The organism is Streptomyces sp. NPDC050121 (assembly GCF_044460385.1).
GTDB classification, from domain to species: domain Bacteria; phylum Actinomycetota; class Actinomycetes; order Streptomycetales; family Streptomycetaceae; genus Streptomyces; species Streptomyces soliscabiei.
In genome coordinates, this window is record NZ_JBITJV010000004.1 from 1 (window position 1) to 21,466 (window position 21,466).

At 67.3% G+C, this 21,466-nt stretch carries 16 protein-coding genes and 2 pseudogenes; 4 read left to right on the forward strand and 14 right to left on the reverse strand.

The genetic code is table 11. From position 1 onward, the window contains the following. The coding region (locus tag ACIBTS_RS07160) for a helix-turn-helix domain-containing protein (protein ID WP_399317221.1) at positions 1-438 on the reverse strand (438 nt) is incomplete at its 3' end. 428 nt (positions 439-866) lie between these two features. Between ACIBTS_RS07160 and ACIBTS_RS07165 the strand changes: the two genes are divergently transcribed. Further along, positions 867-1,127 (forward strand): ATP-binding protein, encoded by a 261-nt coding sequence (locus tag ACIBTS_RS07165; protein ID WP_399317223.1) that lies wholly within the window; start codon positions 867-869, stop codon positions 1,125-1,127. Positions 1,128-1,190: 63 nt separating this feature from the next. Here the strand turns inward: ACIBTS_RS07165 and ACIBTS_RS07170 are convergent, their stop codons facing one another. The 4 genes from ACIBTS_RS07170 to ACIBTS_RS07185 form a co-directional block, all read right to left on the reverse strand. Further along, positions 1,191-1,502: an SCO5918 family protein gene (locus ACIBTS_RS07170; RefSeq protein WP_399317225.1), complete on the reverse strand. Its 312-nt coding sequence runs from the start codon at positions 1,500-1,502 to the stop codon at positions 1,191-1,193. A gap of 50 nt (positions 1,503-1,552) precedes the next feature. Beyond that, positions 1,553-1,957 (reverse strand): CBS domain-containing protein, encoded by a 405-nt coding sequence (locus ACIBTS_RS07175; RefSeq protein ID WP_399317227.1) that lies wholly within the window; start codon positions 1,955-1,957, stop codon positions 1,553-1,555. 46 nt (positions 1,958-2,003) lie between these two features. Further along, a complete protein-coding gene (locus ACIBTS_RS07180) occupies positions 2,004-3,497 on the reverse strand; it encodes a DEAD/DEAH box helicase (RefSeq protein WP_399317229.1) in 1,494 nt (497 codons plus the stop codon). 358 nt (positions 3,498-3,855) lie between these two features. Continuing rightward, positions 3,856-4,059, reverse strand: a complete 204-nt coding sequence (locus tag ACIBTS_RS07185; protein WP_003973099.1) for a cold-shock protein — start codon at positions 4,057-4,059, stop codon at positions 3,856-3,858. 689 nt (positions 4,060-4,748) lie between these two features. On the opposite strand from ACIBTS_RS07185, the pseudogene ACIBTS_RS07190 reads away from it, so the two are divergent. Beyond that, positions 4,749-4,982: pseudogene (locus ACIBTS_RS07190) on the forward strand (ANTAR domain-containing protein); the annotation flags it as partial. 26 nt (positions 4,983-5,008) lie between these two features. Here ACIBTS_RS07190 and ACIBTS_RS07195 read toward each other — a convergent pair. The 9 genes and pseudogenes from ACIBTS_RS07195 to ACIBTS_RS07235 form a co-directional block, all read right to left on the reverse strand. Next, the gene (locus ACIBTS_RS07195; RefSeq protein ID WP_399317230.1) at positions 5,009-5,143 is read right to left on the reverse strand and encodes a hypothetical protein; all 135 of its coding nucleotides are present in this window, start codon (positions 5,141-5,143) and stop codon (positions 5,009-5,011) included. Between the two features lie 172 nt (positions 5,144-5,315). Then, positions 5,316-5,537: pseudogene (locus tag ACIBTS_RS07200) on the reverse strand (short-chain fatty acyl-CoA regulator family protein); the annotation flags it as partial. 264 nt (positions 5,538-5,801) lie between these two features. Next, positions 5,802-8,738, reverse strand: a complete 2,937-nt coding sequence (locus ACIBTS_RS07205; protein ID WP_399317232.1) for a discoidin domain-containing protein — start codon at positions 8,736-8,738, stop codon at positions 5,802-5,804. 92 nt (positions 8,739-8,830) lie between these two features. Further along, positions 8,831-10,306: a glycoside hydrolase family 32 protein gene (locus ACIBTS_RS07210; protein WP_399317234.1), complete on the reverse strand. Its 1,476-nt coding sequence runs from the start codon at positions 10,304-10,306 to the stop codon at positions 8,831-8,833. A gap of 122 nt (positions 10,307-10,428) precedes the next feature. Next, a complete protein-coding gene (locus tag ACIBTS_RS07215) occupies positions 10,429-12,726 on the reverse strand; it encodes a glycoside hydrolase family 3 N-terminal domain-containing protein (protein WP_399317235.1) in 2,298 nt (765 codons plus the stop codon). 167 nt (positions 12,727-12,893) lie between these two features. Then, positions 12,894-13,781 (reverse strand): carbohydrate ABC transporter permease, encoded by an 888-nt coding sequence (locus ACIBTS_RS07220; protein WP_399317237.1) that lies wholly within the window; start codon positions 13,779-13,781, stop codon positions 12,894-12,896. 6 nt (positions 13,782-13,787) lie between these two features. After that, a complete protein-coding gene (locus ACIBTS_RS07225) occupies positions 13,788-14,774 on the reverse strand; it encodes a carbohydrate ABC transporter permease (protein WP_399317240.1) in 987 nt (328 codons plus the stop codon). 34 nt (positions 14,775-14,808) lie between these two features. Continuing rightward, positions 14,809-16,107 carry an extracellular solute-binding protein gene (locus ACIBTS_RS07230; protein ID WP_399317242.1) on the reverse strand — a complete coding sequence of 433 codons (1,299 nt, stop codon included), beginning with the start codon at positions 16,105-16,107 and terminating at the stop codon, positions 14,809-14,811. A 398-nt stretch (positions 16,108-16,505) separates the two neighbouring features. Further along, a complete protein-coding gene (locus tag ACIBTS_RS07235; protein ID WP_399317243.1) occupies positions 16,506-17,513 on the reverse strand; it encodes a LacI family DNA-binding transcriptional regulator in 1,008 nt (335 codons plus the stop codon). Between the two features lie 541 nt (positions 17,514-18,054). On the opposite strand from ACIBTS_RS07235, the gene ACIBTS_RS07240 reads away from it, so the two are divergent. Beyond that, positions 18,055-20,613 (forward strand): GH32 C-terminal domain-containing protein, encoded by a 2,559-nt coding sequence (locus ACIBTS_RS07240; protein WP_399317245.1) that lies wholly within the window; start codon positions 18,055-18,057, stop codon positions 20,611-20,613. A gap of 311 nt (positions 20,614-20,924) precedes the next feature. Beyond that, entirely contained in the window at positions 20,925-21,416 is a 492-nt protein-coding gene (locus tag ACIBTS_RS07245) for a nucleotidyltransferase domain-containing protein (protein WP_399317247.1), read from the forward strand. Positions 21,417-21,466 lie beyond the last annotated feature (50 nt).

Sequence of the window (21,466 nt, forward strand, 5' to 3'; positions counted from 1 at the left end):
CACGATGACCAGCACCGGCGGTCGTCCGCTCTGGCCGTAACCGAGCGGGATGTCCACGGGCGGGAACCACAGGTCGCACTGCGCGAGTTCACCCGGCTCATAGACCGTCCGCGAGACGGGGTCCACCGGCAGATAAGCCGGCCGCAGCTCGCGCACCCGTTCCCGCAGGATCGTCATCCCCCGCTCCCAGCCGATCCGCTCCGCGATCACCGTGACGGGCATCGTCGGGGTCTGTTTCAGCAGCTCCCGCACGGCCGGCTCCACCGCGTCCACCGCCGAGCCCTTCGGCGCCCGCCGGTACCGCGGCGGGCGGTCCGAGGCCAGCGCCCGCAGCACGGTGTTCCTGGAGATCCCCAGCTGACGGGCCACCGCCCGAGCCGACAGCCCCTCCATCCGGTGCATCCGGCGGATCTCGGCCCAGTCCTCCACGTGGATCACCCTCTCTTCCTCCCGACTTCAGAACCAGTGAAGTCAGGATGATCAAGAGATCGCAGGGTGGCTCACTTTTCATCCGCCGTCCGTGGCCCTCGTTTCACCCGTTGCCGAGAGTCCCCGCCGCGCAGCACATCGGGCTGAGCGTGACGTCGCCGACCGCGCCTACCGTTGGCGCGCACCGGCCGAGACTGCGTCTCGTGGAGAACCTCACCGGCCGGGACGAACGTTTCCAGCCGTGACGCCCCCAGGTCGGCCTTTGACAAGCATGGCAGGAGGTCCCGCGCCGCCCTCGACGATCCCGGGATGATCGAGCAGCTCGTGGCGAACCGGAGCACCGGGGCTCTGCGGGGCTGGCGGGTGGAGGGGCGGGGCACAGGGGCTGGGTAGGCACGGGCTGAGGCATGGACTACTCAGAGACCAGGGTGACCCTGATGATCACGGTGCCGGCCGGCGCCGCAGCCGTCCGTTCCACCACCGCCATTGCCGACGCACGCAACAGGGCACGGGCCTTCCTCGAAGGTCTGCAGGAGCTGGCCGTGGCTCCTGACGCGGCGGACACTGTGGTTTTGGTCGTGTCCGAGCTCGTCACCAATGCCCTGCACCGCGGTGGGGGCCGCTGCACACTGGAACTGACTGCGCGCCCCGACACCATCGAGGTCACCGTTCACGATCCCAGCCGGCATGTGCCGTGAGCATGTCGTTGCGTTCGCCGGCGTCGGCCTCGGCCTGACGCCACGTCAACCCGCCCTGACCTGCTAGTCAGCCACTCCCGCGCAGCGGGGGAACCTCAAAGCGTGCTGCATCGTGCTGAGAATGCCCAGGGGCGCTGCCTTGGGAACGGCGCGGCAGGTGAAGCCGAGCGCAGCCATGGCCCGCAGGACTTCGCCGGCGCTGAAGTCACGACGGTCCTGGCGCGTGATGACCTGGCCGACCTGCTTGACGGGATAGTGGCGACGGCCGATGATCACCGATTCGCCGGTGACCGGTTCGGGCTTGATGCCCTTCATCGATTCCAGCACGCCGCCCTTGGTGAGCTCGAAGGGGAAGCGGGCGATGACGCAGCGCATGTGGCCTCACAGAGAGAAGGAAAGAACGGTCCGACCAGGGGCGAGGTGTTTCAGCGGGAGAGGGCGAGGATGCCCAGGGCGCTGCCTTGCTCGTCGACCACCGGCAGGACACCGAGCCGACGGGTGCGCATCGCGTGCTCGGCTTCGGCCATCGTGGTCACGGGTGAGGCGACCGAACCGTGGTCGCCGAGGATGTCGCGCAGGCGGACACGGTCCGTGTAGTCGGAGCTGTCGCGGACGGCAGCGAGTTCGGTCCGGGTGACCAAGCCGGTGCACTGGCCGTCCAGGTCGCAGACGACCAGTCGGCCCGTGCGGGCGGCGGCCATGACGGCCAGCGCCACCTCGACGCTCATGTCGTCACAGACCTGCGGTCCCGCCGCGTCCATGACCTCCACCGCCGTCCTGGGCGCGGGGTCGGCGTCCGCCGGGCGGGGCTGCGTCTGAACCAGCGTCAAAAGGTGCCTCCTGCAGAGATGGGCCGGCTTCCTGATCACGAAAGTCCTAGGCCACCGCGCCGAAGCCGGACTGGCGTCCGGGGGTGCGCCTGGTCGCCGAGGCGGGGCGACGGCGGCCTCGGGAGGTGGCGCTGCGCTTGGGGCGTTCGACCACCGGTGCGGTGATGACGACCGGGATGCCGGACGGTGCCTGGGCGCCGGTGATCCGGCTCAGGGCCTCGTCGCCCGAGCGGACCTGGGTGGTCTGCGGCTGGATTCCGGCGTCCGACATCAGACGGACCATGCCTCGGCGCTGGTTCGGTGTGACCAGGGTGACGACACTGCCGGACTCGCCGGCGCGGGCGGTACGGCCGCCGCGGTGGAGGTAGTCCTTGTGGTCGGTCGGCGGGTCGACGTTGACGACCAGGTCGAGGTTGTCGACGTGGATGCCGCGCGCCGCGACGTTGGTCGCCACCAGCACGGTGACGTGCCCCGTCTTGAACTGCGCCAGCGTGCGGGTGCGCTGCGGCTGCGACTTGCCGCCGTGCAGCGCGGCGGCCCGCACCCCGCTGTTGAGGAGGTCCTGGGTCAGCCGGTCGACGGCGTGCTTGGTGTCCAGGAACATGATCACGCGGCCGTCGCGGGCGGCGATCTCGGTCGTGGCGGCGTGCTTGTCTGCGCCGTGGACGTGCAGGACGTGGTGCTCCATCGTCGTGACCGCACCGGCCGACGGGTCGACGGAGTGCACGACGGGGTCGGTCAGATAGCGGCGTACCAACAGGTCGACGTTGCGGTCCAGGGTGGCGGAGAACAGCATGCGCTGCCCCTCCGGGCGCACCTGGTCGAGCAGCGCGGTGACCTGGGGCATGAAGCCCATGTCGGCCATCTGGTCGGCCTCGTCCAGCACGGTGATGCCCACGTGGTTCAGCCGGCAGTCGCCGCGGTCGATGAGGTCCTTGAGCCGCCCCGGCGTCGCGACGACGACCTCGGCCCCGCCGCGCAGCGCACTGGCCTGCCGGCCGATCGACATACCGCCCACCACCGTGGCCAGCCGCAGCCGCACGGAGCGGGCGTACGGGGTCAGCGCGTCGGTCACCTGCTGTGCCAGCTCACGCGTGGGTACGAGGATCAGCCCCAGCGGCTGGCGGGACTCGGCACGCTGTCCAGCGGTGCGGGCCAGCAGGGCGAGGCCGAAGGCCAGGGTCTTGCCGGACCCGGTGCGGCCGCGGCCCAGGACGTCACGGCCCGCCAAGGAGTTCGGCAGCGTCGCGCCCTGGATCGGGAACGGTGCGGTCACACCCTGCTTGCCGAGTTCGGCCAGCAGTTGCTCGGGCATGTCGAGATCGGCGAAGTCCTCAACTGCCGGCAGTGCGGGGGTGATCGTCCTGGGCAGCGCGAACTCACCCTGCACGGCGGCGGGCCGACGGCCGTAACCGCCGGAGCGGACGGGCCTGCCGGTACGACGCGGTGCCTGCGAGCCGTAGCCGCTGCCGCCCCTTCCGGCGTCGGCACGGCCGTCACGAGAGCGGGCGGGGCGGTCGTTCGTGTACGTGCGGTTCATGCGGAACCTTCCTCGATGTGGCACATATCAAGGAATTCCCGCCGCAATGAATGGCATGGAGAATTACAAGTATGGACCGGTGGCAAAAGAATGCAGATCTGACCGGCGGAAATACCCGTGGACACAGGTGTCGAAATGGGTACTTAAATGGGTGACGCGATGGGGACTTTGCGATCCGGACGCCGGCTGCGATGCAGCGCCTCAGGATGCGTCCGCGTCCTGAGGGAGGAACCGCTTGTGTTGGTACTGCGGATTCCTCCGGGTCGTCCCGCGGGTATGAGGCCGCTGCGGGAAACGCGTGCAGCTGGGGCCCGCACCCCGAAGGATGCGGGCCCCAGCTACGGATTGCGCGTGAGCGTCAGGCCGGAACGATGTTCTCAGCCGTCGGGCCCTTCTGGCCCTGCGCGATGTCGAAGTTCACCTTCTGGCCCTCGAGCAGCTCACGGAAGCCCTGCGCGGCAATGTTCGAGTAGTGGGCGAACACGTCGGCGCCGCCACCGTCCTGCTCGATGAAGCCGAAGCCCTTTTCAGCGTTGAACCACTTCACGGTACCAGCAGCCACGTCATATCTCCTTTGGGGCAGTGCATCGGCGTCCGCACTGTGCGAACGCCGTGTCGCCGCGATGATTACCCCGCCCGGAAATGACCGGAAATACAAAAGTGCTCCCGCCCGGCAGAAGCCTGGTGGGGGCACTTGAAGTTTTGGGAACCACAACTGCAACTGAGATAGACAGTAGCACGCCGGAGCGGCCCACGCGTCTTGGATAATTCCACTCTGCTCTTCGCAGCAAAAAACTCCCGCTGCGCGGCTCCCCAAAATCTGATCCCTCGGGAACAGATATTGTTTCACTCGGAGTTCAGCGTCTCAGCAGAGTTGCCAATCGGCACGCTGCGCGACGGCCGGGAAAAGCCGCTGCCGCCCAGGAAACGCAGCCCCGAGCCGTGGCCGGGGTGGCCAGCTGACCCGACCATGAGCCCGGGCTTTCCGCGCCCACTGCCGACCACGGCTGGTCAGCGTGTCAGCCTCTCGGGCTCTTCGCCAGCCTCGGCTGGCCAAGAGGCCCATCCCACATGTGTGATTTTCGCTGCGTACTGAGAGTGCCTTGCTGTCGCGGCAGGGGGGGGGCGTACAGGAAGCCTTGCCCCTGTGTGGAGACCAGTGATGACGACCTCTCGCGTGCCGCGGTCCTCGCTTGACGGCATACCTGACGGCGCCGTGATCGCCCGCCTGGAGCAGGAGAACGCGCAGTTGCGGCACGGGCCATCGGTGTCCTCACCGCGAGCCACCAGCTCGCGCCGGCCGTCGGGTTCGAGGTGCTGCGTGAGGTGTCCCAGCACACCAATACCAAGCTGCAGACGGTCGCCGAGACGGTGATCGCCTGGGCGCTGGGGCAGCCGCTGCCGGAACCGGTGGGGCAGGAGCTGTACGCGGCCGTGCAGCAGCGCTCACGCCAGCGGGATGCCCCAGGCGCGGAAGCCGGGTAGAACGCGGTGGCCAGGCGCGGCGCGGGTCAGACGGTCAGGGCCTGGTCGACGGTGGGATGGCAGCCGATGACCTTGTCCAGGCCGACGATCTCAAGGAGCCGTAGCACCGGTTCCTGGGCGCCGGCGAGACGCAGCCATCCCTGGCCATCCCTGGTCGTCACTCGCGGCCTGGTGGGCAGCGACGAAGACGTTGATGCCGCTGGAGTCCATGAAGGTCACGCCGCTGAGGTCCACACGGTCCGCAGGGGCGCCGCGCCGTCGTAGGACAGGAGGGCCTCGCTGAGCATGTCCTTGGCGGCGTGGTCGATCTCGCCGTGCACGGTGACCACCCCATCACGACCGGTGCGGCTTCTCCACCACTGTGTGTGCCACGGGGCAGGGCACCAACGAGCCAGCGTTCGGGTCGATCTGCAGTAGCTGGCCGAGCGGCGGCGCCGTCCGCTGTGGGCACTCGAGGCGTTCGCAGACGCCGCAGCCCATCCCGATGGGGGCGGCCGTGGTGCAGCCGAATCCGAGACCGCCGGAGTAGACGAACCGGTGGGCGTGGCGGATCTCGTAAAAGGAGTCCGGCCAAACCGACTTCTATCAGCAGTCCGACTGGGTGCTGGCCTATTCGCGGCGCGAAGACTGATTTTAAGAAGTCGGGGTATCTGTGAGGCCGGATTCTTCAGACAATCCACGCCGCCTTCGGTTGCTCTGGGAAGTGCCTCCAGCCACTGCGGGAACAAGGACATCAGCAATCCCTATCCTCGCTGGCCAGAGGCACTTCCTCAGCGTCGGGGGCAAGGCCAACGGTCGCCTTACATGAAAGCCCCGAGGTCAGTTGTAGACGTTGAATTCTGCGACTGACCACCAGCTACGGGCAACATTGCCGGTATTGACGACCTTGATGTAGCGAGCTGTCTGCGTCGGGAAAGAAATCAGGTGGACTCGTTGGCCGTCCGCTACGGACGTGACCTTGGTCCAGTCGGTTCCATCCGTGGATACGTATACGTCTGCGCTTCGCGCATAGTCGCTGACACTGCCGCCGACATCCAACACAATCTTGTCGAAGGTCTGTGTCTGCCCCATGTCCACTTGGATCCAGAGGCCGTCGTACTGCCCTGTTCCGGAGCTGTACCGAGTGTCGGAATTACCGTCCAGCATGTTTCCGGGCGCATCCCACTGACTTGCGTCCGAAGCCTTTGCGGTCCAGCCTGTCCGCGGCAGCGCAGGACCAAGATCTACGACGTCGAACGATGATCCACCAGCGTCCACTCCGCTGGTTCCCTTCACGGAAACCGTGACCTTCCCCGCCGGCAGTCCCTTCGGGACGTAGGCGCTGATGCTGGTGTCCGACCAGGTGTCTATTTCGGCATAGCTCGATCCGAAATACACCGTGCCCAGTCCCTGCGCATCGCCGAAACCAGAACCGCGGATCGTGAACTTGGAGCGCGGCATGCCTAGTTCCGGCTTCAAATCGCTGAACGTCGGCGATGGGAAGCTCGACAGCTTCTTGGTCGTGAACATCGCCGAGGTGCCGCTTGGCAGCGTATACGTGTACGAGTCGTCGGTGGATATCTTGAAGCTCTTGCTGTCGGTGGTCCCGTTGAATACTGCGGTGACCTGCTCCCCTTCCTTGCTGGTCCAGTTCTTCAGCTGGAGGCCGTTCGATACCGCTGCCGGAGCTGTGATCGAGCCGGTTCCACGCGCAGACCCGTACACCTCGATGTCGCCGATGGACCACCAGAAGCCGGAGGCCGCAGTACTGACGATGCGAATGTGCTGTGCCGTTCGGGTCGGCAACGTGACGGCTATCTTGCCGATGCCTCCGCTGCCGCTCGCAATCGCGCTGCCCCAATCGGCACCGTCGTTCGAAACGTAGATCTGATACTTGGTGACGTAGTCGAACGAGTTGTTCACGCCGGTGTCGATGACGATTTTGTTGAAGCTCGTGGGGTTCCCCAGGTCGATCTGGAACCAGTCGCCGCTCGTCGTCCCGTGCCCGAGACTCCACTTTGTGTTGATGTCGCCGTCGATCGCGTTCGCGGCCACACCCCAGTCCGGCTGCGCGGAAGCCGTGGCGGTCCATTTGCTACGGCTCAGTGCCCTTCCTGTCGTGTGGACGGAAGCTCCGATCGGCAGGGAGTACGTGACCAGCTTGTTTCCGGTGCGGATGGAGTTCTGGTAGGGCAGCAGTGCCGGGTCGTACGTGACGGTGACCGGGCCGGATGCCGACGTGAAGGTGAAGTCGTGCGTCGGGTCCGAGACCTTGATGGCTGCGGGGGTACGGCCGCTCTGCGCGGGCCCGGAGTAGGTGAAGGTGACGGCGTCGCCGGCGTTCAGGGTGTAGTCGAACGAGTGTGTCCCGTCTGCGACGCTGAAGGTTTTCGCGGCGCTGCCCGAGTTGTGCGCGATCAGGACCTTCGATCCGTCCGGGTTCTGGAACGCGACGTTCTCTATGCTTCCTTCCCCGAAGGTGTTCGAATAGATCCGGCGTGCTCCGGGCCTGACGAACCTGCTGGCGTGAGCGAGGGCGTGGTAGTCCACGTTGTAGGTCACCCGCCCGTCGGCCGGGTCGATCGTGAGCAGGCCCCGCAGCATGGGTATGCCGGCGGTGTCACTGTTGAGCGGGCCCCGATCGGGGTCGAGTGCGATGTTCCACAGCATCACCCCGTTCGCCCAGTTGCGCGTGCCGTTGATGATCCACGTACCCAGTGCTTCGCTGAACGCCGTCTGGTCGCTGTCCTGCCAAACGCCTCCGGTGGCTTCTGTGATGAAGGTTTCCTTGCTCGGGTAGTCGTTGTGGACCACTGTCTGGTACTTCGGGTTGCCGCTGTAGATGTGCCATCCGGTTCCCGCGGTGTACTTGGAGGCTGCGGGGTCGCTGAAGATCGTCTCCGGATATGAGGGCACGTCCCAGTTGTGGTCCCAGGCCAGGATCTTCGTGGAGATTCCGTTGGCTTCGAACGCCTTGCCGATCTCCTGGATCAAATCGGCTTCCTGGTAGGCGGACAGGAACATCCCGGGCCAGGTGGGCGTACCCATGGGTTCGTTCTGCGGGGAAATGTAGGAGATGGGCACGCCGGCTTCGCCACAGGCGTGGATGAATTTGACGAAGTAGTCGGCGAGCGCGGAGGTGTACTCGCTCTTGAGGGTGCCTCCGATCATGGAGTCGGAGGTCTTCATCCAGCCTGGTGGGCTCCACGGGTTGGCCATGATCTTGATGGACGGGTTGAGTGAGAGGGCCTGCCGCAAGGCCGGAATGATGTACGGCACGTCGTGCTGGATGGAGAAGTTGGACAGCGTCGGGTCCGATTGGCCGGCGGGCATGTCGTTGTAGGAGTAGTTCCCGGACGCGTTGAAATCCGTGGCGCCCATCGGGGAGCGGAGCAGGCTGAGGCCGATTCCCTTCGAGGGATCGAACAGCTTGTTCATCAGCTTGGTCCGCTCGGCGGTGGACAGCTTGTCGATGAGCCAGGCGGAGGAGTCGGTCATGGCCGCACCGAAGCCTTGGACCTTCTGGTACTTGACGCTGTCGTCGATCTTGATCGTGAGCGGGTTGGCCGTTCTCTTCGCCTTGAACAGCACATCGTCCTGGCCGACGACCCACTTGTCGGCCGATACGTCCGTCAGCCACACACGGACGGAATTGCCACGTGCGGTCTGCTTCAGTTGCGGGGCGGCGATGGCGTTCCCGGAAACCGAGGTCCAGGCGGCGGCGACACCGACGGCGGTGGCCAGGAACTGGCGTCGTCCGAGACCGTATGAGCTCATGGAAGATCCTCCTTCGGACCTGCTTGGTCAGTTCTGGGGAGAGGGGGTGGGACGCATTGCCGAGGTGGGGGATCGACCGGTTGGAGTCGGTTCTACGGCGACGTCGGCGCCGGCTCTGCGGTGCCGGTGCTCGGCTCCTTGATCACGAGCGGGTGCAGCTCCCACGCGTCGACCGCGAAGGCGAGGCGTGTACCCGGTGCGCTGCGGGCCTCAAGCCGCCACGGGCCTTGCCCTGTGGGGTAGCAGCGCAGGGTGAGGACCTGGCCGGTGGTGATCAGGAAGATTTCGACGATGGAGTGGTCGACGACCACGCGCAGGTCGACCGGCTGACCAGAGGGGCAGGGCATCCGGTACGAGCCGCCGCGGGCCCGGCTGTCCAGTGAGGCGTGGTCGCGGTCGACGACCAGTTCGCCCGCATCGGTATCGACGCGGATGTCGAGGTACTCGGAGCCGTCCGGGGTGGTGAGCAGCCGCAGACCGGCGTTTCCGGCGGTCTGCTCCAGGCGGGCCGTCAGGTCGAAGGCGCGGCCCACGCTGCCGAGGTCCACCGGCTGCGGGCCGTGCGTCGCGCCTGGGGCGTGGATGGTGTGTTCGCCGCGCAGGGCGAGCAGTTCGGTGGCGGGCTGCTGGCGCAGTGTGCCGTCGTCGTGGACATGGATCTCGCGGGGCACGGTGAGGACGCCGGCCCATCCGTCCGCGACGGCCCAGGCTTCGTCGCGGGCTTCCCATGACCAGCCCCACAGCAGCCACCGGTCGCCCGGTGCACGCAGCAGGGCGGGTGCGTAGCAATCGGGGCCGTAGTCGACGGGCACCGCTGAGCCCGCCTTGAAGTGGCCGTCATGCTCTTCGCCGATCAGGGCCGCGACCCTCTGCGGACCGGTGGGTTCGGTCCAGGTGCTGAAGAGGAGGGCGCCGGGTCCTTCGGCTGCCGGGAGGTATTGGGGGCATTCCCAGCCCTCGCCGGTGAACAGGTCGGTGCCACCGATGGGCTCCGGACGGCGGGCCGCGAAGGGCCCCCGGTAGGTCCAGTTCTCCAGGTCGGGTGAGTCGTAGAGAAGGGCGGCGGCCCGGCCGTCCGCGAGGGCGGCGCCGACCAGCATCCGCCAGCCGTCACCGTCCTGCCAGACGTACGGGTCGCGGTACATGCTGCAGCCCTCGGGCAGCTCGGGGATGAGCAGTTCGCCGCGCGGGCGGAAGCTGTTGCCGCCGTCGTGGGAGACGGCGCAGGTGACCGGCTGGTGCTGGAACGAGCGGTCCTCGCGGTGCGCGGAGTAGAAGGCGACCAGCCGGTCGCCGTCGGAGACGGCGTTGCCGGAGAAGCAGCCGTCGGCGTCCACGCCATCGGGGTTCGGGGACAGGGCGATCGGCAGTGGCTCCCAGGTCAGCAGGTCGGGGCTGCGGAAGTGGCCCCAGTGCACGTTCGCGTGGGTCGACCCGTACGGGTTGTACTGGTAAAACGCGTGGTAGTGGCCGTCATGGAAGACCAGCCCATTGGGGTCGTTGATCCAGTTGCGGGGCGGGCGCAGGTGCGCCACGGGGCGGTGCGGATCGCGGGGTGTGGTGGACACACGCCTGCCTTTCGGTGTTTCAGGGTGGACCCGCCCCGCCGGCCTTCGGGTTAGCGGGGCGGCGGGCCGACGGGGCGGGGGTCTTCAAGCCCGCATGCGGGCTACAGGTCCGGATACGGGCTTCAGGTCCGGATGCGGAACCCCGCGCTCAGCTGCTGCTCCCGCCGTGAGCTGGGGCCCACACGGAGGGCGAACGCACCTGGTTCGACCACGCGCCGGCTGTCGGCCGTGACGAGTGAGCAACGCGAGGCAGGGATGCTGATGTTGACCTCCAGGCTTTCGCCGGGAGGGATCTCGACCTGGGTGAAACCCTTCAGCTCCTGCTCGGCCCAGGTGACGCTGGTCGTCAGGTCGCTGACGTACGCCTGGACCGTTTCCAGGGCCGGACGGCTTCCGCTGTTGGTGAGCCGCACCGTGGCGTCGACGGTGCCGTCGGCCGAGACGTCCGGATCGTGCACGACAAGGTCGGAGTAGGTGACGGTGGTGTAGCTGAGGCCCTCGCCGAACGCGAACAAGGGGTCCTGGGTGAGATCCGCGTAGCGTTCCCCGTGCTGGCCGCGCACCTGGTTGTAGAAGACCGGTTGCTGTCCGACGTGGCGTGCGAAGGAGACCGGGAGCCGACCGCTGGGTTCGATGAGTCCGAGGAGGAGTTCGGCGAGGGCGCGGCCGCCGCGCATGCCCGGGTTGAACGCCTCGATGAGGGCTGCCGCGTTCAGTGCCGAGTCCGGGAGAGTGCTCGGCTTGGACTGGGCCAGTACGACGATCATCGGTGTGCCGGTGGCGGCGACCGCGTCCAGCAAGGCGATCTGACCTCCTTGGAGGTCGAGCGTGGCCGTGGAGCGCCCCTCGCCCGTGAGGGCGATGGTGTCTCCCACGACCACGACGGCGTAGTCGGCGGCCTCGGCTGCGGCGACGGCCTGCCGAAGCTGTGCCTGGTCGACCGGGGCGGCGGTGAACACGGGCGCCAGCGCTTGGCCGTCGGGCCCGGTGGACCACTCGGGGTGGTAGGCGGGGCTTGCGATGTCGGCTCCGCGGGCGTGCATGATGGTCCAGTCGGCGGGTGCGACGGCGCGCAGGCCGTCGAGCACCGTCTCCACCGACTCGCGTGGATGTCCTTCGGGCATCCACGAGAACTGTCCGGAGGCACCCGCCCAGTCGCCGAGCATGGCTTCGGGGCTGTCGGCGTTGGGGCCGATGACCGCGATCGTCCGCGCAGTGCCCTGACTCACGGCGCGGCCGGTTCGGTCCGAGGTCAGCCCGCCTTCGAGCGGCAGAGTGCCGTCGTTGCGCAGCAGCACCAGGGAGCGCCGGGCGGTCTCGAGGTTGAGGTCGGCGTGTTCGCGGCAGCCGATCACCTGCGCCTGCCGCTCGGGGTCGGGGGCGCGGGGGTCCTCGAAAAGCCCGAGCTCGAACTTCAGCCGCAGAACCCGCCGTACCGCGTCATCGATCTGTTTCTCGTCGACCAGGCCGCGGGCGACCGCCTCCTGCGCGCCCTCGAAGAACGCCGGGGTTCCCATGACGAGGTCGTTGCCGGAGTTGACGGCGACGGCCGCCGCCTCGGCGTGGTCGGCGCAGATCCGCTGGTCGTAGACCATGCGGCCGACGTTGTCGAAGTCGGTCACCAGCGTCCCGGTGAAGCCCCACTCGCCCTTGAGCACGTCGTTGATCAGCCACTCATTGGCGGTGATGGGCACCCCGTCGATCGACTGGTAGCCGAGCATGAAGGCGCGGCAGCCGGCCCGGACCGCCTGCTCGAACGGGGGCAGGAACCACGAGCGCAGCTTGCGGGGGCTGAGATCGGCTTCGCTCGCGTCGCGCCCGCCCAGGGTCTCGGAGTAGCCGGCGAAGTGCTTGGCGTACGCCAGCACGGCGGTCGGGTCGCCAAGGCCCTCGCCCTGGTAGCCGCGGACCATCGCCGCGCCGAGTTCGCCGATCAGGAAGGGGTCCTCGCCGAACGTCTCGTTGATCCGGCCCCAGCGCAGGTCCCGGGTGATGCACAGCACCGGGGAGAACGTCCCGTGGATTCCGGTCGCCGCGATCTCGGTCGCGGCCGCGCGGGCCACCCGGTGGAGCAAGGAGGGGTCCCAGGTGCAGGCCATGGCCAGCTGGGTCGGGAAGATGGTCGCGCCCGGCCAGAACGAGTGGCCGTGGATGCCGTCCTCGGCTGTCAGCAACGGAATGCCGAGCCGTGTCTGTCCGGCCAGTTCCATGGCCTGAGGCATCAGCGCGGGAGACACATGCAGGACCGATCCGGCCAGCTTGGCCGACACGATGTCCGCCAGGTCCCCGTGTTGTGCGTCGAGCATCAGCAGCTGCCCGACCTTCTCCGGCAGGGTCATCCGTGACAGCAGATCCTCGATCCTCGCTTCCACGGACGCTTCCGGATCCAGGTACGCCGCAGAGCGGACCGGCTGTCCCACGTTTTTCTCCAAGAGATGAGTCGTCACAGATCAGAGAGTTGCTGGGCGACGGCGAGTGCTTCGCCGCGCGAACGCTGCCGCTCTGCGCGGCGGGGCTCGCGTGCCGTCCGTCCGCCGCATCGGGCGGGTCCGGTGCGGCATGGGGCGGCGGGGTGGAATCCGGGGTGTCACTTCAGGCCGGTGGTCGCGATGCCGGCCACGAAGTGGCGCTGGAAGAGCAGGAAGACGATCATCACCGGCAGCAGGACGACCACGGCACCGGCGAGCAGGATGCCGAAGCGGGTGAAGGACTGCCCGCTGCTGGCCAGGGCGAGGCCGACGGGGAGGGTGTACTGGCTCTCGTTCTGGGCCACGACCAGCGGCCACAGGAAGTTGTTCCAGGAGCCGAGGAAGGTGATGATCCCGAGGGTGGCGAGGGCCGGCTTGGTCAGCGGCAGGATGATCCTCCCGAAGATGGCCAGTTCGCTGCAGCCGTCGACACGGGCGGCGTCGATGAGTTCGTCGGGCAGGGTGGAGATGAACTGCCGCATCAGGAACACCCCGAAGGGGCCGGCCAGGAACGGCAGGATCAGCCCGAGCATGGACCCGGTCAGCTGCATGTTGGACACCAGCACGTACAGGGGAACGAAGGTGACCAGGCCGGGGATCATGAGCGTCCCCATGACCAGCAGGAAAACGGCGCGCTGTCCGCGGAACTCCAGCTTGGCCAGGGCGTATCCGAGCATCGAGCAGAAGATGAGGTTTCCGGCGGTGACGGCCAGGGCCACGATCACGGAGTTGGCGAACATGCTCGTGAAGTCGAGCGAGCTGAACAGCTCACCGTAGTTCGCGGTCGTGGGCGCCGTGGGTATCAGGACCGGCGGGACCCTGCGGATGTCGGCCTCGGGTTTGAACGACCCGGACAGCATCCACAGGAACGGCGCGATCATCAGCAACAGGGCGCCCGCGAGCGGCAGATACAGCCAGGGCTGGCCCCAGGTCCGGCGGATGCGGCGGCGCCGCAGGATACGGTCCGTGCCCGGCTGTGCCGTGGGGAGAGTGGAGAGGGTGCTCATGGGTCGTCAGTCCTTGTCTCGCAGCACGCGGAACTGCAGCACGGTCAGCGCCACGATGAGGACGAAGATGACGTAGCTGGCGGCCGACGCCATCTCGTAATTGCCGTTGCCGAACTGTTTGTAGGCGTACAACGTGGCCGACAGGGTGGAGTCCAGCGGTCCGCCGTCGGTCATCACGAACGGTTCGTCGAAGAACTGCAGGTAGCCGATGCCCGTGGTGACGGCGGTCAGCAGCAGGGCCGGACGCAGGAGGGGGAACGTGACCCGCCAGAAGCGCTGCCAGGGCCCGGCGCCGTCGAGTTCGGCCGCCTCCATCAGGGACTGGGGCACGGACTGCAGCCCGGCCAGCATGATGATCATGACGGTGCCGAGGTTGCGCCACACGGCCATCACGATCATGACGGGCAGAGCGAAGCGGGTGTCCGCCAGCCAGGCCGGGCCGTCGATCCCGAACCAGCCCAGGACGAGGTTCACCAGTCCCGCGCGGGGTTCGAGGAGCGTCTTCCACACCACGGCGACGGCCACGATGCTGGTGATCACCGGCAGGTAGAAGCCGACCCGGAAGACTGCCCGGAAGCGTTGGATGCCGCTGTTGAGTGCGACGGCTGCGGCGAGCCCGGCGGCGAGCGTCAGGGGCAGGGCCACCAGGACGAACACGGCCGTGTTGCGCAGGGCCGTGAAGAACTGATCGTCCTGGAAGAGCCGCACGTAGTTGTCGAAACCGATGAACGACACGTTCAGGGGTGTGCGCAGGTCGGCGCTACTAGTGTCGGTCAGGCTCATCAGCAGCGACCAGACCAACGGCAGCAGCATGAAGGCCGCGAACAGCGCGAGGAAGGGCGCGGCGAGGATCCAGGCGGCCCGGGCCTGCCTGCCGCGCGCCATGCCCCGGCGCGGGGAGCACCGGCGTTCGGTACTCCGCCGCGGCCCCGCGGTGCTCTGCTTGTTGGTGTCGCCCCGCCCGGGGAGCGTTTTCGTGGACATGGATGTCATCCGTCCCTGCGAGGGGTGCTCATGGCGGTGGCGCTCAGCGGCCGGTGCCGATGCTGGTGGCCTTGGACTGCAGCGTCTTCTGCACCTCGGCGACGGTGGCCTTGCCCAGGGCCAGCTTCTCCAGTTCGGAGTCGATGGCGTCGGCGATCTGCTGCCAGGTCGTGATGGCGGGCTGTGCCTTGCTGACCTTGAGCTGCTCGTCGAACGGCTTCATGTTCTCGTCCGCGCTCAGCTTCGCGTCCGACCACGCCTGGGGCGAAGGGGGCAGGCCTTCGGTGGCCTTGGCATAGGCGGCGAGGTTGGCGGGCTCGGTCAGGAACCGGGCGAACTTCCATGCCGCGTCGGGGTTCTTGGCCTTCTTGAACACCGCCAGGTCGGTGCCGCCGGCGAACCCGGCGGGCTGCTCGGAGTACGGCACCGGCATGGTCTTCCACTTGCCGTCCAGCTCTGGGGCGTCCTTGTGGAGGCTGGCACCGTTCCACGCGGCCTCCTGGTAGGTGGCGATCAGCCCGTCCCGGAAGTTCTGCACGTTGTCCGACCTGTCGGTCGGCGCCAATCCCTGCTTCGGAACGCTTGCCCAGTACTCCAGCGCCTTGGCGACCTCGGGCGTATCGAAGGTGAACTTCTTGGTCTTGGCGTCGTAGATGTCACCGCCCTGCTGCCACACCATCGGCACCCAGAAAAGCCAGGAGTTGAAGCCCAGCACCAGCCCGGTGGCATTGCGCAGCTTGGGGTTCTGCTTGCCCGCAGTGGCCTGGATGGCCTTGAGCTCCTTCAGGTATCCCTCCCGGTCGCCGGCCAGGGCGCCCTTGATACCGGCCTTCTTGGCAATGTCGGTCCGGTAGTAGACCACCGTGGTGTCGGCGGTGAACGGGACGCCGTAGGAGGCGTCCTTGTACTTGGTGGTGTCCCACTGGCCGGGGTAGAAGTCCGACGACTTGACCGACGTCGGGGTGGCCTGGAAGGCGTTCATGGCGGCCATCTCGGCCATCCAGGTGCTCCCGACCATGGACATGTCCGGTGTGTTTCCGCCGGCGATGGCGGTGGTCAGCTTGTCGTGGGCGGCGTCCCACGGGACCGAGGTGATCTTGACGTCGGCGTCCGGGTTCTCCTGCTCGAACTTCTTGGCCATGTCCTTCAGGGCGGGTGTGATGTCACCCAGGTTCCACATGACCACCGTCCCCTTGGCCTTGCCCGCGCCTATCTCGGCGGGCGCGTCGTTGCCGGCGCCGGAGTCGGCGCTCCGGCCGCAGCCGGTGGCCACCAGGGCCGCCGTGACGGTGAGGCACAGGGTCTGGACGGTTCTGACAGCGTGACGGGTGGTGATACGCATGATGCGGCTCCTTGCCGTTGGGCGATACAGGCGCGGGGGGCTAAGGGTGAGAGCGGGCGGACGCCCGGATGGGCCGGCGCACGGGTGGGGACCGTCTGCGGTGACAGCGGCTCGGCGGTCAGCCGCAGGGCGCGGCTGGAGCATCCGACGCAGTGGGTAGAGGCCGGGCGGGGTGGGCCAGGCGCGCCGTTCGGTGTCCCGGGGTGTCCCGGATCGGGAACGCGCGAGCCGAAGGGTGCATGTGGGCGGTGCCGCGTGAACTCAGGCACAGCCGCCAGGGGATGTGAGGATGGCGAGTCCGAAGGGGTTCGCCGAGGTTTCAAGGAGAGGGGGGCGGTGCGTCACCGGCAACGCACCGCCCGACCGCGAGGCGCCATCACGTGCGCATCGCGATGACGTCAGTTCGGGCTCGGCTGTAACGTCGAGCCACGGATCACGAGGCTGGTGGGAATGGTGCGCGAGGGGGCGGCCTCGGGCGATCTGCGCACGTGGTCGAGCAGCAGACGGGCCGCTGCCTCGCCCATTTCCCGCATCGGCTGGCGGATGGTGGTCAAGGCCGGATAGGTGTACGACGCCAGCTCGACGTCATCGAAGCCCACCACGGCTACATCCCGCGGTATCCGAAGGCCGGCCTCGTGCAAGGCCGCGAGCACGCCGGCCGCCGAGGGGTCGTTGTGCCCGAAGACCGCGTCGAACTCCACACCGTCCGCGAGAGCTTGCGCGATCGCGCTCCGGCTGCTGTCGAACAAGAAGTCGCCGCAGATGAGGCTGCGCGGGTCGAGCTCGATCCCGGCCTGCGCATAAACGTCGACGAAGCCGCCCAGCCGTTCCCGGGTGCAGCCGTACTCCTCGGGACCGGTCACCACCAGAGGGCGACGGCGACCGAGGTCCAGCAGATGGCGCGCCGCCTGCTCACCGCCCTCCCGGTTGGTGGTGGCCACATAGGGAAATCCCGGCCGCTGGAAGCGGTCGTCTATCAGCACCACCGGCAGTCCGGCTTCGTGCAGTTCCGTGATGGCCGCCAGGGCCCCCTCGGGCTCTATCACCAGCAGACCGTCGAACGACTTGGCGGCGACCTGCAGGCCCAGCCTGCGCAGTGACTCCTCACCGCCGTTCACGGTCAGCATGCGCAGTCCGAAGCCCTCGGCCTCCAGGGTCTCGACAACCGCCTGCACTATGCCGGCCCAGACCCAGGCCATGTCAGGAACCAGCATGCCGATCATCTGTGTCGTGCCGCGTGCGAGTCCCACTGCCCCGGCGCTCGGCACATAGCCGAGCTCCGAGATCGCCTTGCGGACTTTCGAGACGGTGCCCTCGCTGATCTCGCCCTTGGCGTTCAGCACCCGCGAGACCGTCGTCTTGCTGACCCCGGCCCGCGAGGCCACGTCCGCGATAGTGACTCCCATGTCACCTCCCCTCCCTTCCTGCAGAGGCGGAAGACGTCCTCCCGCACCGAAGAGCCGATCGCACAGAGCCCCGTGGAACCGGTACCGACACCGGTCCCGGAACCGGTTTCGGGACCGGTCCCGGAAGTGAAGCACCGCGAGGCCCTACCGGTCAACACCCCGGAAACAACTCGTTAACGCAGCCGATCTCGGTCTCGCACGATGCCGCGGGAGCCTGCCGGTTGCCACCCAAGCCACCGCTCTGACCTGCACGGTTCCCGACTCCCACCCGCCATGGCCGAGCTCGTGGGCGCGGCTGCCGGCCGCCGACGATGCCCGACGGATCGCAGACCCGTCCCGGAGCAATCGCGTCCGCACCGTTGACGCACTGGCCGGATTGCGCTTCATAATCGGGCACTCGCTGTCATCGATGACATTCGTCGTCGTTGACACCCCAGTCGGCTGCGTGGACGTCGACGCCGCTGGGATGTCACTTTTCGGTCCGTCCGCGCCGGGGCCGCAGTCGGTGCTGCGCCGACGAGCCGCGGGACTAGGAGACACCATGAGCTCTGCACGCGTATCCCGGCATGCCCGCATACGGATGATGGCGGCGGTGGCGACCGTCTGCGCCCTGTCGGCAGCGCCGCTGGCTCCTTCAGCCGTAGCTGCCGACACCCCGCCGTACACCGAGACCTACCGACCTCAGTTCCACTTCACTCCGCAGAAGAACTGGATGAACGACCCCAACGGGCTCGTGTACTACAAGGGCGAATACCACCTCTTCTACCAGTACAACCCGAACGGCAACTCCTGGGGCGACATGTCCTGGGGGCACGCGGTGAGCAAGGATCTCGTGCACTGGAAGGAGTTGCCGCTCGCCCTGTCGCACGACGACGAGGAGATGGTGTTCTCCGGCAGTGCGGTCGTCGACTGGAACAACACCACCGGGTTCGGTACGAAGAAGAACCCGCCCATGGTGGCGATCTACACCAGCGCCTACAAGAACGGCGGCAAGCAGGCCCAGTCGCTCGCCTACAGCACCGACCGGGGCCGCACCTGGACCAAGTACCAGGGCAATCCCGTCATCGACATCGGCTCCAACAACTTCCGCGATCCCAAGGTCCAGTGGTACGCGCCGACCAAGAGCTGGCTGATGACGGTGTCGCTGTCCGCCGAGCACAAGGTGCAGTTCTACTCGTCCAAGAACCTCAAGGACTGGACGCTGCAGAGCGAGTTCGGGCCGGCGGGTGCTACGGGCGGCGTGTGGGAGTGCCCCGACCTGTTCCCCCTCGCGGTCGACGGGGACAAGAACAACATCAAGTGGGTTCTGGTCGTCAACATCAATCCCGGTGGTATCGCGGGCGGTTCGGGCTCGCAGTACTTCATCGGTGACTTCGACGGCAAGAAGTTCACCGCCGACGACAAGGGCACCTACACTCCGCCCACCGGCACGGTGGTGCAGGACTTCGAGGGCACCGACTTCGGTGAGTGGACGACCACCGGCACCGCGTTCGGTCAGGGACCGGCAACCGGGGCGGTGGACTGGCAGGGGGCGGTCACGGGTTTCGACGGCAAGGGTCTCGCCAACAGCTTCCACGGCGGTGACGGCGCTACCGGGATCCTCACCTCTCCCACCTTCACCGTGGACAGTGCCTACCTGAACTTCAAGGTCGGTGGCGGGCGGCATCCGCACGAGGCCGGAACCGTCATGGACAGGACTCCGCCCGAGGGCACGGTCCTCGCCGACTTCGAAGGCGGAACCTACGGCGACTGGACGGCGACCGGAGACGCCTTCGGCACCGCACCGGCCACCGGCACCCTCCCCGACCAGGGGCAAGTCTCCGGATTCCTGGGAGACGGGCTGGTCAACACCTTCCTGAACGGCGACTCGACCACCGGCACCCTCACCTCGCCCGAGTTCACCATCGACAAGAAGTACATCAACTTCCTCATCGGCGGCGGCAACCACCCGGCCGACTCCGACAACCCCACCGCCGTCGAGCTCCTCGTGGACGGCCAGGTCGTCCGCAGCTCCACCGGAAAGGACGGCGAGGCACTCAACTGGGCCTCGTGGGACGTCGGCGAACTCGCCGGCAAGAAGGCGCAGATCAAGATCGTCGACAACAACAGCGGCGGCTGGGGCCACCTCAACGTCGACCACATCATGTTGTCCGACACCAAGGCCCCGCGCGTCTCCCAGGAGACGTCCGTCAACCTGCTCGTCGACGGCGAGGTCGTCCGCAGCGCCACCGGCGCCGACAGCGAGAGCCTGGACTGGGCGTCCTTCGACCTGCGCCCCTACGTCGGCAAGAAGGCGCAGATCCAGGTCGTCGACATGAACTCCGCCGGCTGGGGCCACGTCATGGCCGACCAGTTCACCACCGCTGACAAGCCCGCCAAGTCCGTCGTACAGCGCGCCGACTGGACCGACTACGGCAAGGACTACTACGCGGCGGTGTCCTGGGAGAACGCCCCGGGTGGCAAGCGCTACATGATCGGCTGGATGAACAACTGGGACTACGGCCAATCCATCCCCACCTCCCCCTGGCGCAGCGCGCAGAGCGTTCCCCGGGAAATGGCCCTGCGCACGATCAACGGCCAGACCCGGCTGACCAGCAAGCCGGTGGGCAGCCTGGAGTCCCTCCGGCAGCAGCACCCGGCGACGGCGTCAGGCGTCACCGTCAAGAGCACCTCCAAGCCCCTGATCGGCCCCACGGCCAAGGGCAAGGCACTCGACATCGAGGCGACCTTCTCCCTCAAGGACGCCGAACGCTTCGGCCTGAAGGTGCGCACTGGCGCGGGCGGCGAGGAGACCGTCATCGGCTACGACACCACGACACAGGAGCTGTACGTCGACCGCACCCGCTCCGGCGCCGGGGACTTCAACAGCACCTTCCCCGGCGTCCAGACCGCACCCCTGAAGCCCAAGAACGGCAAGGTCAAGCTGCGTATCCTCGTTGACTGGTCGTCCGTCGAGGTCTTCGGCGGCAACGGCGAAGCGGTGATCACCGACCAGATCTTCCCCAACCCTTCCAGCACCGGCGTCGAGGTCTTCGCCGAAGGCGGCACCGCCACCCTCGACCACATGCAGGCGTGGCATCTGAAGTCCATCTGGCGGTGACGAGCCGCGGGTCCGTGCGCCGGTCGGCCAGTGGCGGCTTTCGGCGCACGGCATTCGGCGAAGCAGGCGCCAAGAAGGCGGCGTGGAAGCATTCCCCGCGGGTCGGTGCCCCTGCTGTGACTTTGATCGTTAGTTGGCGGATTTGATTCTTGGTTGGGCGGGCGATCGGTCTGGTGACTGTGGGTGCGGTCAACTTCGAAGATGTGTTCTTGCTGCGCACGCCGAGCTCGCCCCTGCCACCACCAGCCGGCGGAAGGCTGACAGGAAAACGTTCGCGGCACTGGGCGGACGCTTCTAGCCTGTGTCAGGTGATGACAGCTGACGACGTGTTGTTCGTCCTGGCCCTGCTACGACAGGCGAATGCGGACGTCTGGATCGGTGGAGGATGGGGGATCGACGCTCTGGTCGGCGAGCAGACGCGAAACCATCGGGACTTGGACTTGATGCACCGGCAGGGCCAGGAAGACGTTGTGGTGGCGGCCCTCCATGAGGTCGGTTTCGTGGAGACCCTGAACTGGAGGCCCATCCGATTCGTGGTGACGGCACCGGACGGACGAGAGATTGACCTTCACCCGCTGGTCTTCGCCGACGACGGCTCAGCAGTGCAGGCGTCACCCGAACCCGAGCGTCCATTCACCTACCCGTCCTCGTGCTTCGTGACGGGCACCATACATGGGACGTCAGTCGCGTGCTTGTCCGCCGAACAGCAGGTCTACTTCCACCAGGGCTACGAGCCCTCGGAACGCGATCGTCACGACATGGCACAACTCCGTCGCAGTTACGGCATCGCAACGCACTTCTGATCCACGTCGGCGGGCGGAGACCCTCCTCACGTTGAGTCACGGATCACGGT

Bases quoted from the DNA above. Each gene is read 5' to 3' on its own strand.
- ACIBTS_RS07220 (WP_399317237.1), bottom strand. From the start codon at position 13,781: ATGAGCACCCTCTCCACTCTCCCCACGGCACAGCCGGGCACGGACCGT.
- ACIBTS_RS07180 (WP_399317229.1), bottom strand. From the start codon at position 3,497: ATGAACCGCACGTACACGAACGACCGCCCCGCCCGCTCTCGTGACGGC.
- ACIBTS_RS07165 (WP_399317223.1), top strand. From the start codon at position 867: ATGATCACGGTGCCGGCCGGCGCCGCAGCCGTCCGTTCCACCACCGCC.
- ACIBTS_RS07205 (WP_399317232.1), bottom strand. From the start codon at position 8,738: ATGAGCTCATACGGTCTCGGACGACGCCAGTTCCTGGCCACCGCCGTC.
- ACIBTS_RS07225 (WP_399317240.1), bottom strand. From the start codon at position 14,774: ATGACATCCATGTCCACGAAAACGCTCCCCGGGCGGGGCGACACCAAC.
- ACIBTS_RS07230 (WP_399317242.1), bottom strand. From the start codon at position 16,107: ATGCGTATCACCACCCGTCACGCTGTCAGAACCGTCCAGACCCTGTGC.
- ACIBTS_RS07240 (WP_399317245.1), top strand. From the start codon at position 18,055: ATGAGCTCTGCACGCGTATCCCGGCATGCCCGCATACGGATGATGGCG.
- ACIBTS_RS07245 (WP_399317247.1), top strand. From the start codon at position 20,925: ATGACAGCTGACGACGTGTTGTTCGTCCTGGCCCTGCTACGACAGGCG.
- ACIBTS_RS07235 (WP_399317243.1), bottom strand. From the start codon at position 17,513: ATGGGAGTCACTATCGCGGACGTGGCCTCGCGGGCCGGGGTCAGCAAG.
- ACIBTS_RS07170 (WP_399317225.1), bottom strand. From the start codon at position 1,502: ATGCGCTGCGTCATCGCCCGCTTCCCCTTCGAGCTCACCAAGGGCGGC.